This window comes from Nocardia sp. NPDC019219 (assembly GCF_040632645.1).
GTDB lineage: Bacteria > Actinomycetota > Actinomycetes > Mycobacteriales > Mycobacteriaceae > Nocardia > Nocardia sputorum.
Genome location: NZ_JBEYCG010000002.1, coordinates 390,086 through 405,232 on the forward strand (window position 1 = coordinate 390,086; position 15,147 = coordinate 405,232).

General features: G+C 69.0%; 17 protein-coding genes. 9 read left to right on the forward strand and 8 right to left on the reverse strand.

Annotated elements, in window-relative coordinates:
- On the forward strand, window positions 1–1,185 hold the full coding sequence (locus ABZ552_RS06270) for a cation:proton antiporter (RefSeq protein WP_281917819.1): 1,185 nt from the start codon (window positions 1–3) through the stop codon (window positions 1,183–1,185).
- Here the strand turns inward: ABZ552_RS06270 and ABZ552_RS06275 are convergent, their stop codons facing one another.
- From ABZ552_RS06275 to ppgK, 3 genes are all read right to left on the reverse strand, one after another.
- Window positions 1,186–1,944, reverse strand: a complete 759-nt coding sequence (locus ABZ552_RS06275) for a rhomboid-like protein (protein ID WP_357435855.1) — start codon at window positions 1,942–1,944, stop codon at window positions 1,186–1,188.
- 205 nt (window positions 1,945–2,149) lie between these two features.
- The gene (locus tag ABZ552_RS06280) at window positions 2,150–3,529 is read right to left on the reverse strand and encodes an RNA polymerase sigma factor (protein ID WP_281878838.1); all 1,380 of its coding nucleotides are present in this window, start codon (window positions 3,527–3,529) and stop codon (window positions 2,150–2,152) included.
- 193 nt (window positions 3,530–3,722) lie between these two features.
- Complete coding sequence (gene ppgK / locus ABZ552_RS06285; protein ID WP_281878839.1) at window positions 3,723–4,481, reverse strand: polyphosphate--glucose phosphotransferase; 759 nt, start codon at window positions 4,479–4,481, stop codon at window positions 3,723–3,725.
- 197 nt (window positions 4,482–4,678) lie between these two features.
- Here ppgK and ABZ552_RS06290 point away from each other — a divergent pair, with 197 nt between their 5' ends.
- The gene (locus tag ABZ552_RS06290; protein WP_281878840.1) at window positions 4,679–5,581 is read left to right on the forward strand and encodes an inositol monophosphatase family protein; all 903 of its coding nucleotides are present in this window, start codon (window positions 4,679–4,681) and stop codon (window positions 5,579–5,581) included.
- Here the strand turns inward: ABZ552_RS06290 and cei are convergent, their stop codons facing one another.
- Window positions 5,582–6,259 (reverse strand): envelope integrity protein Cei, encoded by a 678-nt coding sequence (gene cei, locus ABZ552_RS06295; RefSeq protein ID WP_281878841.1) that lies wholly within the window; start codon window positions 6,257–6,259, stop codon window positions 5,582–5,584.
- A gap of 376 nt (window positions 6,260–6,635) precedes the next feature.
- Between cei and ABZ552_RS06300 the strand changes: the two genes are divergently transcribed.
- Entirely contained in the window at window positions 6,636–6,938 is a 303-nt protein-coding gene (locus tag ABZ552_RS06300; RefSeq protein WP_014351871.1) for a DUF4193 domain-containing protein, read from the forward strand.
- A gap of 23 nt (window positions 6,939–6,961) precedes the next feature.
- On the opposite strand, the gene ABZ552_RS06305 is transcribed toward ABZ552_RS06300, so the two are convergent.
- A complete protein-coding gene (locus ABZ552_RS06305) occupies window positions 6,962–7,453 on the reverse strand; it encodes a DUF3093 domain-containing protein (RefSeq protein ID WP_281880862.1) in 492 nt (163 codons plus the stop codon).
- Window positions 7,454–7,526: 73 nt separating this feature from the next.
- Here ABZ552_RS06305 and dut point away from each other — a divergent pair, with 73 nt between their 5' ends.
- On the forward strand, window positions 7,527–8,027 hold the full coding sequence (gene dut, locus ABZ552_RS06310) for a dUTP diphosphatase (RefSeq protein WP_281878842.1): 501 nt from the start codon (window positions 7,527–7,529) through the stop codon (window positions 8,025–8,027).
- Window positions 8,028–8,032: 5 nt separating this feature from the next.
- Entirely contained in the window at window positions 8,033–8,902 is an 870-nt protein-coding gene (locus ABZ552_RS06315) for a DUF3710 domain-containing protein (protein WP_281878843.1), read from the forward strand.
- A gap of 10 nt (window positions 8,903–8,912) precedes the next feature.
- Here the strand turns inward: ABZ552_RS06315 and ABZ552_RS06320 are convergent, their stop codons facing one another.
- Entirely contained in the window at window positions 8,913–9,608 is a 696-nt protein-coding gene (locus ABZ552_RS06320; protein ID WP_281878844.1) for an alpha/beta fold hydrolase, read from the reverse strand.
- 132 nt (window positions 9,609–9,740) lie between these two features.
- Here ABZ552_RS06320 and ABZ552_RS06325 point away from each other — a divergent pair, with 132 nt between their 5' ends.
- The 3 genes from ABZ552_RS06325 to ABZ552_RS06335 all read left to right on the forward strand — a co-directional run bounded on the left by ABZ552_RS06325 (window position 9,741) and on the right by ABZ552_RS06335 (window position 11,606).
- The gene (locus ABZ552_RS06325; RefSeq protein WP_040867807.1) at window positions 9,741–10,118 is read left to right on the forward strand and encodes an OB-fold nucleic acid binding domain-containing protein; all 378 of its coding nucleotides are present in this window, start codon (window positions 9,741–9,743) and stop codon (window positions 10,116–10,118) included.
- Window positions 10,119–10,121: 3 nt separating this feature from the next.
- Entirely contained in the window at window positions 10,122–10,814 is a 693-nt protein-coding gene (locus ABZ552_RS06330) for a DUF3159 domain-containing protein (RefSeq protein ID WP_281878846.1), read from the forward strand.
- Between the two features lie 165 nt (window positions 10,815–10,979).
- On the forward strand, window positions 10,980–11,606 hold the full coding sequence (locus ABZ552_RS06335; protein ID WP_159838028.1) for a sigma-70 family RNA polymerase sigma factor: 627 nt from the start codon (window positions 10,980–10,982) through the stop codon (window positions 11,604–11,606).
- Between the two features lie 50 nt (window positions 11,607–11,656).
- On the opposite strand, the gene ABZ552_RS06340 is transcribed toward ABZ552_RS06335, so the two are convergent.
- Complete coding sequence (locus ABZ552_RS06340; protein WP_281878847.1) at window positions 11,657–12,328, reverse strand: TrkA family potassium uptake protein; 672 nt, start codon at window positions 12,326–12,328, stop codon at window positions 11,657–11,659.
- 2 nt (window positions 12,329–12,330) lie between these two features.
- Window positions 12,331–12,996, reverse strand: coding sequence for a TrkA family potassium uptake protein (locus tag ABZ552_RS06345; protein WP_159838024.1), 666 nt, complete (start codon window positions 12,994–12,996; stop codon window positions 12,331–12,333).
- A 161-nt stretch (window positions 12,997–13,157) separates the two neighbouring features.
- On the opposite strand from ABZ552_RS06345, the gene ABZ552_RS06350 reads away from it, so the two are divergent.
- Window positions 13,158–15,146: an APC family permease gene (locus tag ABZ552_RS06350; RefSeq protein ID WP_281878848.1), complete on the forward strand. Its 1,989-nt coding sequence runs from the start codon at window positions 13,158–13,160 to the stop codon at window positions 15,144–15,146.
- Window position 15,147 lies beyond the last annotated feature (1 nt).

The following is a 15,147-nucleotide window of genomic DNA, read 5'->3' on the forward strand; positions in this document are numbered from 1 at the left end:
GTGACGGACACCGCGCTCGCCTTGCTCGAGCTCGGAGCGGTTCTTTTCGTTCTCGGCATGCTGGGTCGTGTCGCGGGCCGTGTCGGGATGTCACCCATCCCGCTGTACCTGCTCGGCGGTGTCGCCTTCGGCCAGGGCGGTCTCATCGAACTCCGCGCCGCCTACGACTTCGGCCATGTGGCCGGTGAGATCGGCGTGGTGCTGCTGCTCTTGCTGCTCGGCTTGGAGTACACGGCGGCGGAGCTGGTCACCGGGTTGCGTCGTTCCTGGCCCGCCGGTCTGGTGGACATCGTGGTCAACGCGTCGCCGGGCGCGGTGGTGGCGCTGATGCTGGGCTGGGGCGTCTCCGGCGCGATCACGATGGCGGGCGTCACCTACATCTCGTCCTCGGGCATCGTGGCGAAAGTCCTCGACGATCTCGGCCGCCTGGGCAATCGCGAGACGCCGGTGATCCTGTCCATCCTCGTCTTCGAGGATCTGGCGATGGCGGTCTACCTGCCGATCCTCACCACGGTGCTGGCCGGGCTGAGCTGGGTCAGCGGGCTGCGCGCGTTGGCGGTGGCTCTGCTCACCATCACGCTGGTCCTCGCGGTGGCGCTGCGCTACGGGCGGTACGTGTCGGCGATCGTGGACAGCGCCGACCGCGAGGTCTTCCTGCTCACGCTGCTCGGCGCGGCGCTGCTGGTGGCGGGCGCGTCCTCGGCGCTGAGCGTGTCGGCGGCGGTCGGAGCGTTCCTGCTGGGCATCGCGATCTCCGGTTCCACCGCGCACGCGGCGGCGAAAATGCTCGAGCCGCTGCGCGACCTGTTCGCGGCCATCTTCTTCGTGGCCTTCGGGTTGAACACCGACCTGCGATCGATCCCGCCGGTGCTGGGCTGGGCGATCCTGCTGGCGGTGATCACCGTGGTGACCAAGGTGGCGACCGGGTGGTGGGCCGCCGCACGCGTGGGCATCCGGCCGCTGGGCCGGGCTCGCGCCGGTGCGGCCCTGGTCGCGCGCGGCGAATTCTCCATCGTGATCGCGGGACTGGCCGTGAGCGCGGGCGCGATGGACGGTCAGCTCACCGCGCTCGCCTCGACCTACGTTCTGCTGATGGCGGTGCTCGGCCCGATCGCGGCCCGCGTGGTCGAGCCGGTGGCCGGGGTCCTGCAGAGCCGTGGTCGCCCCGAGCCGCAGGTCTCCTGATCAGTCCTGCGCGGCCCTGCGTGTCGCGATCCGTTCCAGCCGGTGCCAGAACAGACTGGCGATCGCGCCGACCGCCAGGCCGATGGCGGCGGCGCACAGATGGCCGTAGTCGGTGAACGTCGGTTCGATCCACAGCGCCGCACCGAGCGCCACGAGGATCGCCCCCGCCCACACCAGTCGCACCCTGCCCCGGAACCGGAACGCCAGCGCCGCCAGCACGGCTGAGAACCCGTAACTGGTACCGACATCCGCGGCGACGGCCACTCGTAAGGGAATCACGCCGCGGTCGATGGCATGGGCGATGCCGGTGACGGTGAGCAGCGTCGCCCCGATATGCCCGGTCGCGAACAGCAGAATCCAGCGCGCCGTGCCCAGCCAGCGCTCCGCATAGGCCATGACCACCAGGAAACCGGCGATGGTCGTCCAGGGAAACCCGCCTTCGGTCCAGAACGCGGAGGCGACGAGCACCTGAACCGGGTTGTGCCGCATGTTGTACAGGTTGGTCGACGCCGAGAAGATCAGCCTGCGCTCCACCGAGTCCCCGACCCCGCGTAACGTCCACCACGTGACGAACAGCGTGAACGCGTAGGCGGTGCTGGCGGGCGCGGCCCCCAGATGTACCCGGATCGCAGGCAACATCCGGCGCGGCAATCCAGGACGGCACAGCCAGGCCAGGGTGTCACGCAACTCGGCGCGCAGATCGACGGTCCGCGTCCACGGTGAGCGCGGCACGCGCGAAGTCGAGGTCAGGGCAACCACTCCGCAAGTCTGCCGTGCCGGGTGCGAGTTCACCGTGCCCACCCCGTGCAGACACGGCCGCCCGTCGGGCCAGGATGCGGCCGGAGTCTTGTTCGACGTCGACACGCGGAGCAGGACAGCTCCCGGAAAAGCGCGACGCCCGCATTCGCCGGCCGCTGGAAATATTCGAGCGGCACGACGAATGCGGGCGTCGAGGCCAGGCGACCTAGTCCAGGTAGTCGCGCAGGACCTGGGAGCGGCTGGGGTGGCGCAGCTTGCTCATGGTCTTGGACTCGATCTGGCGGATGCGTTCGCGGGTGACCCCGTAGACCTGGCCGATCTCGTCGAGAGTGCGGGGCTGGCCGTCGGTGAGACCGAACCGCAGCCGGACCACGCCCGCCTCCCGCTCCGACAGCGTCTCCAGCACCGACTGCAGCTGATCCTGCAGCAGCGTGAAGCTCACCGCGTCGACGGCCACCACGGCCTCGGAGTCCTCGATGAAGTCACCGAGCTGGCTGTCGCCCTCGTCGCCGATGGTCTGGTCCAGCGAGATGGGTTCACGCGCGTACTGCTGGATCTCCAGCACCTTCTCCGGCGTGATGTCCATTTCCTTGGCCAGTTCCTCCGGCGTCGGCTCGCGACCGAGATCCTGGAGCAACTCGCGCTGGATGCGACCGAGCTTGTTGATGACCTCCACCATGTGCACCGGGATGCGGATGGTGCGGGCCTGGTCGGCCATGGCGCGGGTGATGGCCTGCCGGATCCACCAGGTGGCGTACGTGGAGAACTTGTAGCCCTTGGTGTAGTCGAACTTCTCCACCGCGCGGATCAGACCCAGGTTGCCCTCCTGGATCAGGTCGAGGAACGCCATGCCGCGGCCGGTGTAGCGCTTGGCCAGCGAGACGACCAGGCGCAGGTTGGCCTCCAGCAGGTGGTTCTTGGCCCGGTTGCCGTCGCGGACGATCCAGTTGTAGTCGCGGCGCATCGCGACCGGCAGCTTCTCACCCTGCTCGGCGAACTCGCGCACCTTCTCCGCCGCGTAGAGGCCTGCCTCGATCCGCTTGGCGAGTTCGACCTCCTCTTCGGCGTTGAGCAGCGCGACCTTGCCGATCTGCTTGAGGTAGGCGCGGACCGAGTCGGCGGAGGCGGTGAGTTCGGCGTCCTTGCGGGCCTGGCGCAGCGCCTCGGATTCCTCCTCGTCCCAGACGAAATCGCCGGAGGCCTTGTCCGCCGCCGTCGGCTCGTCGGCTTCCTCGCCCTCGGCTTCCTCGGTCTCGGCTTCCTCGGCGACGTCGACCAGTTCGTCGCCGTCGGCGAGGTCTTCCTCGGAGACCTCCAGATCGCCGAGATCGTCGAGATCGAGCGACTCGTCCTCGAGCGCCTCGTCGGCGCCGGGCTCGCCGTCCGGTCCCGCCTTCTTGGTCGTGGCCTTCTTCGCGGGAGCCTTGGCCGCCTTCGCGGCCTTCTTGGCAGGCGCCTTCTTGGCGGCGGCCTTCTTCGCCGGAGCCTTCTTCGCAGCAGCCTTACGGACCGGCCGTGCTGCGGTTACATCTGCGGAGTCGGCATCGGCCGATTCGGCGGTCTGACGGGTATTCGTGGCTACCACGTACGCCCTTTCGTGACGGTCTCGTGCGGCGTCACGCCAGAGTGGTGTTCCGGCGGAGCGATCTGTCGGGTTTCACCGGCGGAGGGCCGGTCGGGGTTTCTCCGGCTCAGCCGGGCACGTTCCATTGTAACGATCTAACCAGGGTACCTACGGCACGATGCAGGGAACGGCATCCTCGCGGTACCCGCGCGCCTCAGGGGGCGACACCGCCCGCGATCGCCATCGCGGCGCCGACGATGCCCGCGGTGTTCCGCAGGCGGGCCGGGATCACGGGCGTCCGGTTGGTGAGCAGGGGGATCCACTTCTCGGAGTCCCTGCTGATGCCCCCGCCCGCGACGAACACGACCGGGAAGAACAGGTTCTCCAGCGTGGTCAGGACCAGGCTGACCTGTGCGGCCCACTGCTCGTAGCTCAGGCCGTCGCGTTCCTTGATCGAGGCCGCGGCCCGGTGCTCGCTCTCCATGCCCTGGATCTCCAGGTGGCCGAGCTCTGTGTTGGGCACCAGCGTGCCGTGGTAGAGCAACGCGGAGCCGATGCCGGTGCCGAAGGTCAGCAGCATGACCAGGCCCGCGAAATTCCGTGCCGCGCCGTAGTGGTCCTCGGCCATGCCCGCGGCGTCCGCGTCGTTGAGCACGGTGACCGGACGACCGCCGAGCGCGGCGGAGAACAGCGCTCGCGCGTCGGTGCCGATCCAGGACTTGTCGATGTTCGCCGCGGTGCGCGCCACGCCGCCGATCACCACCGCGGGCAGGGTGAGCCCGACCGGCCCGGTCCACTTGGCTCGGTCGACCAACTCGGCCACCGCCTCGGCCACGGCGAACGGTGTCGCGGGGTGCGGTGTCGCGATCTTGATCCGCTCGTGGACCAACTCGCCGGTGGCCAGATCGACCGTGGCGCCTTTGACGCCGCTGCCGCCGATGTCGATGCCGAATGCGTGCCCCCGAGCGGACATGACTAACCCCTCGTCTCCCTGTGCTGGCCGGTGTGATGACAGCGCTGCACGGGGCCCGGGACGCCACAGCGGGCGTGCGAATGGGATGCCCGACGACGGCGCTGTGTCGTGCACGACAAGAGTAATGGGACCACGAGGCTGGGCGTTCGGCGAGGATGTGTGATGCGATGAAGGGCGTGCCGGAAACCTCATCGCCAGTGTCCGACTACACCCCCGACTCCTTCGTCTCGATCGTCGCGCGCGGCGACGAGGCCGAGTTGCGCCGTGTCGCGGTCGACATCGCCGAGACAGCCGCCGCCCATGTCCGCTCCCGCCGCCCCGAGGTGTTCGGGCCCGCGGGCGCGCACGTCGAAGGCGCGGTGCAGTCCAAGAGCCACGAGACCGACCCGGTGACCATCGTGGACACCGAGACCGAAGAGCTGATCCGCAAGCTGCTCGCCGAACAGCGCCCCGGCGATCCGATCCTCGGCGAGGAGGGCGGCGGCAGCATCGATGACGCGAGCGCGGACACCGTCCACTGGGTGGTGGATCCGATCGACGGCACCGTCAACTTCCTTTACGGCATTCCCGGCTATGCCGTGTCGGTCGCCGCGCTGCGGGGCGGGCGGCCGGTCGCGGGCGCCGTGGTGGATGTCGCGCGGGCGGCGACCTACAGCGCCGGGCTCGGGCTGGGCGCGCTGCGCGTCGACGCCGAAGGCGCGGTGGAGCACCTGCGCTGCACGCCGGTCGAGTCGCTCGCGATGTCGTTGGTGGCCACCGGGTTCGCCTATGGCAGGCATCGCCGGAGCAGGCAGGCGGAACTGGTCGCGCAGGTGCTGCCGCACGTGCGCGACATCCGCCGTTTCGGTGCGGCGGCGCTGGATCTGTGCCATGTCGCGGCGGGCCGGGTGGACGCCTACTACGAGCACGGATTGAACGCCTGGGACTGGGGCGCGGGCGCGCTGATCGCCGCGGAGGCGGGCGCGCGGCTGACGCTTCCGCCCGCGACGGCGCCGGGCGCCGCCGGCGACCTGGTGGTCGCCGCCGCGCCCGGCATCGCCGGCGAACTGGGCGAGTTGCTGGCCCGGGTCGGGGCTACCGAGCCGATTCCGGACCGCTGATCAGCAGTGGGCCTGCCGCGCGGCGTCGAGCAGCTTGATATCGATGGAGGTCGAGTTGCCAGGCGCCGGGTTCTTCAGCGAACGCAGCACCTCCTCGGCGTCGTTGCTGGGCCGGATGTCGCGGAACAGCGAGCCGAGCACCAGATCGACGGTGTCGTCGCCGCGCTGATCCTCGATCAGCTCGGCGCACGGCGCGACCAGCTGCACGGAGGCGGCGGCCGGGCGGCCGTTGACGCCGAAGCGGATCTGTCCGGTGCATTCGAGGTCGCCGTTGACATATACCGAATCGTTGCCGTATTGCGTTCCGGGTGCGCTCGCGAAGCCGAGGTCGCCTAGCTGGGCGGCAACGTGCGCGGCTTGGCCGCGCTGATTGTTCGCGTTCAGCACGCGCACCTTGCTCGCCGCCAGCGCGGCGGGTTCCACGTCCTGCAGCCGGCTCGCGCCGACCCGCTGGCCGAGCGGAGTCGCTTGCGGCGCACCGGGATCCGAGGCCGGGCTCGGTGAGTTGCACGCCATCGCGGTGTGGTCGGTGTCGTGCGTCGTGAGGGCTTTCACCCAGACGATCCCGCAGATCAAAGCGAGAACGCCGAGCATGATGAGCCAGGGCTGGGGGCGGCGGCGCACGAACGGACGACCTTGCGAATCCGTCGCGCTGCCTTCGGTGATCAGTGAAACCACCAGCACACTCTACGAAAATGTGGCGGGGACGCGGCGCAAGGTCTCGGTGCGTTCCCCGGACGGTGTCGATTGGCCCTCATTTTCGACTCGTGTGGGTTTTGATTGCGACTTTTGCTCCGGGGTCCGCTATTGTCTGGCGGCCCAGATCGAATCACCGGTGCGGAAATCAGTGGTCGGTCGCGGGAACAAGAAGGGCATGTCCTGCGTTTACCCAGCGCTATCGGGAGTGGATCGGCCTGATCCGCCCTGATAGGAGACCGGTGTACGTGTGACGTGCACCACCGGCGGGGCGGTACCGGTCGCGGCGGTTCCGGCAGGAATCGGGTGTGAGCGGACCGGTCCGGGATATACGGAGTTAGGACGAGGGGAAGACGACATGGCAACCGACTATGACGCACCGAGGCGCACCGAATCCGACGATGTGTCGGAGGACTCGCTGGAGGAGCTGAAGGCTCGTCGTAACGAGGCACAGTCCGCCGTCGTGGATATCGACGAATCCGATACCGCGGAGTCGTTCGAGCTTCCCGGCGCCGACCTGTCCGAGGAAGTGCTGACGGTTCGGGTGATCCCGAAGCAGGCCGACGAGTTCACCTGTTCCAGCTGTTTCCTGGTCCATCACCGGAGCAGGCTGGCCAGTGACAAGGGTGGCCAGATGATCTGCATGGACTGCGCCGCCTGAGCTCGACGAGAGCGAGCGAAGTGTCAGCCCGCGCTCGGCAGACCGAGCGCGGCGAGGACCCGTTCGGGCCGCCGCGTACTGACCAGCCAGTACGGCGTCGGATCGTCCGGGTCGTCGAGCACGAGCAAGACCATCGGCCCGACCCAGGGTCGATGCTGGACATAGGCGGCGGGGTCGAGCTGGCGACCCAGCGCCGCGCTTTTCGCGGTGGGGGCGACGGCCGCCGCGCGGGCAACGAAATTCACCGGTAGATGTGCGCGATCGGCGCGTAACTCCGGTGTGCCGTTCGCGTCCGGCGCGACTTCGACGCGGTGCCGGCTCAGCCACAGCAGCACCCAGACCGGCACCGGGAACAACACGACATACGGCAGCCACGCCCGCAGGCCCGGCGCGCCCATGTGGATCTCCGCCGCGAGCAATCCGGTGATGGCGAAGGCCACCGGCCACCACCACAGCGGCACCCACAGGCGCTCCCGGTAATGGTGCGCGCGCTGCTTTTTCTCGTCCGTCGTCATGGGATTGGGCTGGTCCGACACGAGTCAACACTAAGTCACGAGGGCAAACAGCCTACGCGTAGGCTCGTCCAACGTGAGCGCACTTTCACCCATACCCTTGCTGCGGCTGGACCCCGGCATACCCGTGCCCACGCGCGCCCATGCGGGCGACGCGGGCGTGGATCTGTGCACCACGCAAGACGTCATCCTGGAGCCGGGAGAGCGGGTGCTCGTCGGCACCGGTGTCGCGGTCGCGCTACCGGTCGGCACGGTCGGCCTGATCCATCCGCGCTCGGGTCTGGCGGCCAAGACCGGGCTGTCGGTGGTGAACACCCCCGGCACGGTGGACGCGGGGTATCGGGGCGAGATCAAGGTGTGCCTGATCAACCACGACCCGCGCACGCCGATCGAGTTGCGTCGCGGCGACCGGATCGCGCAACTGCTGGTGCAGCGAGTGGAGCTGGTGGATTTCCTGGAGGTCGAATCGCTCGACGAGACGACCCGGGGGGTGGGCGGCTACGGCTCCAGCGGCGGTCACGCGAGCCTGACCGCGCAGACGAACGGGGTGGGCCGGGCGGCCGGCGAGGAGGCATGACGGGAATGTTCGGAAAGCGAAAGAAGTCGAGCCGGGCCGAGGACGACCGGTACGACGAGGCGGAGGACTACGGCGACTACGAGCCCGCCTACGAGGACGAGTACGACGACGACTTCTACGATGACGCTCCCACCGACGAGCGCTCGTACGAGGGCGTGGATCTGAACGTCGACCGTCCGCACGGCCGGCCCGGCCCGTACGACTACGACGAGGTCGCAGAACTGCTCGACGCGGTGTCCGAGCAGCGGCTGGACCTGGGGTCGGTGCTGGTGCCGGTACCGCCGGGCGGCCAGCTGCAAGTCGAGATGACGCCGGAGGGCCAGCCGCAAGCGGTGCACTTGGCCACGGAACACGGCCGGATCACCGTCGCGGCTTATGCCGCGCCCAAGACCTCGGGTCAATGGCGGCTGGTCGCGGCGGATCTGGCCGACTCGCTGCGCAAGGACGGCGCCAGGGTGTCGGTGGAGAACGGACCGTGGGGCCGGGAGTTGCTGGCCCTGACCGAGGGTGCTGACCTGCGTTTCATCGGCGTGGACGGTTATCGCTGGATGGTGCGGCTGGTGGCGGCGGGTCCGTCGGGCGCGGCGAACGACGGCACCCCGCTGGTCAAGGCGGCGCGGGCGGTCCTGAGCGAGACGGTCGTGCGGCGTGGCGAGGACCCGCTGCCGGTGCGCGAGCCGCTGCCGGTGGTGCTGCCGCAGCAATTGGCCGAGCAGCTGGCCGCGGCCCATCAGCAGCAGGTCGAAGCCCAGCAGCAGGCGATGGCCGCGCAGGTGGCGGCGCAGACCGGCGCGCAGCCGGTGGTGCCGCGGATGCCGCAGGGTCCGCGCCGCGGCGCGGACGGATCGGCCATGCAGCAGCTCGGCCTGAACTGAGCCGGGCGACTCACCCGAAGGCGCCGAGCCCCGTGTGTCCGAGGACCGCGGGATCGGCGCCGAGTTCGTCCAGGGTGATCCGATGCAGCCGCGAGCGCGGGGCCAGCGCCGCCCACTCCTCGGCCACCGCGGGCGGATGCACCGGGTCGTCGACCGCGGCGATCACCGCGAGCGGCGGCTCGAAGGTGGCCAGCAGCTCGGCGGCGGGCCACTTGTAGTCGGCGGCCTCCTCCAGTGCCCGCGGAAGGTCCGGCCACTGTGCCCGCCACGACTGGGTCAGCGCGTCCGCCAGCCACCGGGGGCTGCTCGCCCGCATCCGCTCGATCACCGCGGCCAGGCCGTCGGCGCGCAGCTGGGCCGCGGTGGCCGCCGCGCTCAGCGCGGCGGGGCAGGCGGCGGTGTCGGATCCGGTCCAGGCGGGCAGCGCCGCCACCACTCCGACGACACGATCCGGGTGCTCGGCTGCCCACTCCAGGGCGATCGCCGCGCCGAGCGAGATACCGGCCACCAGGACCGGGGCCGCGTCCGCCGCCGCCTCCAACGCGGCCAGGCAACTCGCCACCACCTGGCGCGGGTCCGGTTCCACCGCGACGAAATCCAAGCCGCGTGCGGCGCTGGCGGGCCCGAAGGCACGCCGCGCGAAGTCGGCGTCGGACCCGGTGCCGGGCAGCGCCACGACGCGGGCGGGGTGTGGGGAGTCGAACATCGGTCCGAGCGTAGCGGGGGTGGCCCGGCCCATCTACAGTGGCGTTGTACGGCCGCAGCAGGTCGTGCGGATCGGATCCCTCACGATGGTGTGCGACCCACGCCATCTGCTCTATGCAGGAGAGCGTGCACAATGTCATCCGCAGCCTCAGGGTATTTTCGACGTCTGGGCCGCAGGCTGACCCAGGACCTCGATCAGCTGGATGCCGAAGAGCTGGCCGAGACCTCCGAGGCCTCGGGCGCGTCGCGCGCGTCGGAGTGTCGGCGCGGTGACGAGGCCACCATGCTCGGTAGGCTCCGCAGTGTCGAAGCATGTCCGAAGTCCGCGGGCGCCAGCGTCCAGGCCGAATTCTTCGACGGCACCGACGCCATCACACTGGTCTGGATCGGGCGCAGGCGCATTCCCGGCATCGAGCCGGGGCGGCGCATTCTCGTCCGTGGCCGGGTCGGCGACCGTGACGGACGCAAAGTGATCTTCAACCCCTACTACGAATTGCGCGGGAACAGCTGACGTATGCCTTGGAGCGACGACAACGCAGGATCGGACGACCGCACCGGGCTCGACGTGCCCGACCGTGACGAGGAACGTGCCGAGCAGACCCTCCTCGAACAACTCGGCGGTTTCAGCGGCCTGATCTACTCGACGCTCCCCGTCGTCGTGTTCGTTCCCGTGAACAGCTTCGCCGGGCTGGCCGCCGCGATCTGGTCGGCCCTCGGAGTGGCCGCCGCCATACTCCTGTGGCGTCTGGTGCGTCGCGATCCCGTACAGCCCGCCATCTCAGGATTCTTCGGCGTCGGCATCTGCGCTTTCATCGCCTACCGGATGGGCGAGGCCAAGGGGTTCTTCCTCTTCGGCATCTACACCAGCCTTGTGTACGCGGGGGTGTTCCTCGCGTCCATCCTGGTCCGCAGACCGCTGGTCGGCGTCATCTGGGGTGTGCTGAACGGTCATGGGTCCGACTGGCGGTCGGATCCGCGCTCGGTGCGCCTCTACGATCTGGCCACCGCCACGTGGATCCTGGTGTTCGGGGCGCGCTATCTGGTGCAGTCGCAGCTCTACGACACCGACCGCACCGGCTGGCTGGCCTTCGCTCGCATCGCGATGGGCTGGCCGCTGACCGCGGTGGCGCTGGGCGTCACCATCTGGGCGGTGCGGCGGGCGGGCCACCTGCCCGCCAAGTCGGTGGCCGCGGCCGGGCCGGTCTGAGCGTTGACCCGGCGCTCACGCCCGGCGAAAACCACAGGGGTGGGATAAGTCCCACCGCCGAGGTGAATGCTTCCCCACCCTGGGGTGGCTGGTCGCTCTCCCGAGTTCGTCAGACGATCTATGCGTACCGAAAACACGCACTGATCGGCAAGAAAGGACTCGGACGTGGCTACCGAGCACAACACCGCGGCGCTGCCCAAGACCCACAACCCCGCTCTCTCGGAGAGCCGGCGGGTATCGGCCGAACTGGACAAGCTGATCGGCCCGGCGGCCGCGGGCGATCGCCAGGCGGTCGCCGAGATCATCCGGATCGTGCACCCGCTGGTGCGGCGCTACTGCGGCGCGCGCCTGGGCAACACGGCGCATTTACAGGTCACCGCCGATGACGTGGTGCAGGAAGTCCTGCTGGCCACCGTGAACGCCATTCCGCGCTACCGCGATCAAGGCAAGTCCTTCCTGGCCTTCGTCTACGGCATCGCGGCCAACAAGGTCGCCGACGCGTTCCGCCGCTCACAGCAGCACCCCGCCTACCCGATGGCCGACGTGCCGGACTACGCGTCCTCCGCCGCCGGACCGGAAGAGTGGGCGCTGGCCTCCGAACGACGCGCCGCCACAAAGGAACTCATGAAGGTGCTGGCCCCCGCGCATCGTGAGGTGCTGGTGATGCGCATCGTGCTCGGCTGGTCGGCGGCGCAGACCGCCGAGGCCATCGGCACCAGCCCGGGCGTGGTGCGGGTGATGCAGCACCGCGCGCTGAACAAGCTGCGCGCGGAGCTGCGACTGGCCGCCTAGTGCTCCGGCGGCGCTTCGCCGACGATCCGCGTCCGGCCGTATACGGGGAGTTATGGCCTGATGCCGTAGTTGGCGAGTTCCAGCCGGAGGTCTTCCTCGGCCTCCACCGAAGTGACGAACAGCAGCTCGTCGTCGCCTTCCAGCGCGTCGTCGGGCTGCGGCACGATCACCCGGCCGCCGCGCAGGATGGTCACCAAGGCGGCGTCGCGCGGCAGGGTGAGCGTGCGCACCGGTTTGCCGGCCAGCGAGGTGTCCGCGGGCAGCGTCATCTCGACCAGATTCGCCTGGCCCTGGCGCAGCGTCATCAGCCGCACCAGGTCACCGACGGACACCGCTTCCTCGACCAGGGAGGCGAGCAGCCGTGGTGTGGACACCGCGACGTCCACACCCCAGGAACCGTCGAAAAGCCATTCGTTGCGCGGATCGTTCACCCGAGCCACCACCCGGCGCACCCCGAACTCGGTCTTGGCCAGCAGGCTGTGCACCAGGTTCGCCTTGTCGTCACCCGTGGCCGCGATGACGACCTCGTAGGTCTGCAGCCCCGCCTGCTCCAGCAGGGCCAGTTCGCACGCGTCGGCGTGCACCCAGACCGCGTCCGGGATGGCGGCGGCATCGATGTGTTCGAGCTGACGCTCCAGGAGCATGACCCGGTGCCCGCCGCGCAGGAGTTCCCTGGCGATCGATCGGCCGACAGCGCCCGCTCCGGCGATGGCCACTTTCATGTTCAGTCCTCGCTCGCTGGGGGCTTCGCGGCCAGGGCGACGGCCTCGCCCACGGCACCGGATGCGGCGGCCACGTAGACGATGTCGTCGGCCTGGATGATGGTCTTCTTGTCGGGCAGCAGTGCCTGGCCGAACCGGATGATGAACGCGACCCGGGCGGCGATGGTCTGCTCCAAGTCGCGCACGGTGCGGCCGTACCACTCCTCGTGCAGCGTCAGCTGGGTCACGGCAACCGTTCCGGTGGGGTCACGCCAGGTGGTGGTGCCGGTGTCGCCGATGAGCGCGCGCAGGAAGCGGTCGGTGGTCCACGGGACCGTGGCGATGGTCGGGATGCCGAGCCGCTCGTAGACCGCGGCGCGCTTGGCGTCGTAGATGCGGGCGACCACCCGCTCGACCCCGAACATCTCCCGGGCGACCCGGGCGGAGATGATGTTCGAGTTGTCGCCGGAGGAGACCGCCGCGAACGCGTCGGCCCGTTCGATTCCCGCCTTTATCAGCACATCTCGATCGAATCCGACCCCCGTCACCCGCTCGCCGGGAAAATCGGACCCCAGCCGCAGGAAGGAACTGGAGTCCCGGTCGATCACGGTGACTTCGTGACCTACGCGGACCAGGGCATGGGCCAGCGACGAGCCGACGCGCCCGCACCCCATGATCACTACGTACACCGTGCAACCTCGTTCCTGGAACCATGGTGTTCGGTCTGCTTTGCTGTTCGGTCGAACGCTACCCGTCGAATGATTCCACCGGCCACGTTCCCCCTCCAGCCGGCGAGCAAACCTGCGAGCCACGCGCGCGATCCCCCGTGCGGGGGCCTATGCTCGCTCCAGTGTCCAAGTTGACGACGGCAGCGAAGCGAGTGCTGCTGGGCAGGCCTTTCCGTAGCGACTCGCTGGGTCACACGCTGCTGCCGAAGCGAATCGCGCTCCCCGTGTTCGCCTCCGATGCCATGTCATCGGTGGCCTACGCCCCCGAAGAGATCTTCCTCGTGCTGTCGGCCGCCGGGGTGGCGGCGTACCTGTACGCCCCGTGGGTCGGATTGGCGGTCGCCTTCGTCATGGCGGTGGTCGTGGCCAGCTACCGGCAGAACGTGCACGCCTACCCCTCCGGCGGCGGCGACTACGAAGTGGCCACGACGAACCTGGGACCCAACGCGGGCTTGACGGTCGGCAGCGCGCTGCTGGTCGACTATGTGCTCACCGTCGCGGTATCGATCTCCTCGGCCGCGTCCAACATCGGTTCCGCCATTCCGTTCGTCGCCACGCACAAGGTGCTGTTCGCCGTCGTGGCCATCGCCCTGCTCACCGCGATAAACCTGCGCGGCGTGCGGGAATCGGGCACCGCGTTCGCCATTCCGACCTACGCGTTCATCGTCGGCATGTTCGTCATGCTCGGCTGGGGCCTGTTCCGGATCTTCGTGCTCGGGGAGGAGTTGCGGGCCGAATCGGCGGGCTTCGGCTTGATCGCCGAACACGAGCACCTCTACGGGCTGGCCTTCGCCTTCCTCATCGCGCGCTCGTTCTCCTCCGGCTGTGCCGCGCTGACCGGTGTGGAGGCGATCAGCAATGGTGTGCCCGCGTTCCGCAAACCCAAGTCGCGCAATGCCGCCACCACATTGCTGATGCTGGGCACGATCGCGATCGTCTTGCTGATGGGCATCATCATCCTCGCCCAGAAGATCGGGGTGGTGTACGCGCACAACGTCGAGGACCTGACCGGCGCACCGTCGGACTATCACCAGAAGACGCTGATCGCCCAGCTCGCCGAGACCGTGTTCGAGGGGTTCCCGCTCGGGTTCTTCTTCATCACGACGGTGACCGCGCTGATCCTCGTGCTCGCCGCGAACACGGCGTTCAACGGGTTCCCGGTGCTCGGCTCGATCCTGGCCCAGGACCGTTACCTGCCGCGCCAGCTGCACACCAGAGGCGATCGGCTGGCGTTCAGCAACGGCATCCTGTTCCTGTCCGGCGCGGCCATCGCGTTCGTGGTGCTGTTCGGCGCCGAAGTGACCAAGCTGATCCAGCTGTACATCGTGGGCGTGTTCGTGTCGTTCGTGCTCAGCCAGACCGGCATGCTGCGGCACTGGACCCGCCTGTTGCGCACCGAGACCGACCCGGCGCAGCGCGCGCGGATGAAGCGCTCGCGGGTGATCAACGCGGTCGGGCTCAGCGCGACCGGAGCGGTGCTGGTGATCGTGCTGATCACCAAGTTCTTCGCGGGCGCCTACATCGCCATCTTCACCATGGTCGCGATCTTCGTCGTGATGAAAATGATTCGCAGGCATTACGATTCGGTCTCGCGGGAATTGGACGAGCACGAGTGGGACGGCGTGCTGCCCAGCCGTTCGCATTCCATCGTGCTGGTATCCCGGCTGCATCTGCCCACCCGCCGCGCCCTCGCCTACGCACGCGCCAGTCGCCCGGACACGCTGGAGGCGGTGACGGTGAACGTCGACGAGGCCGACACCAGGGCGCTGGTGCGGGAGTGGGAGAACAGCGACATCACGGTGCCGCTCAAGGTGATCGAATCGCCCTATCGCGAGATCACCAAGCCGGTGCTCGACTATGTGAAGCGGGTGCGCAAGGACGCCCCGCGCGACGTGGTGACCGTGTTCATCCCCGAATACGTGGTGGGTCATTGGTGGGAGCAGGTGTTGCACAACCAGAGCGCGCTGCGCTTGAAGGGCAGGCTGCTGTTCGAGCCGGGTGTGATGGTGACCAGCGTGCCGTGGCAGCTGAGCTCCTCCGCGCGGGCCAGGACGCCCGGAGTGGTGAACGCGCCGGGCGCGGTGCGGCGCGGCTACGAGGACCGGACATGAC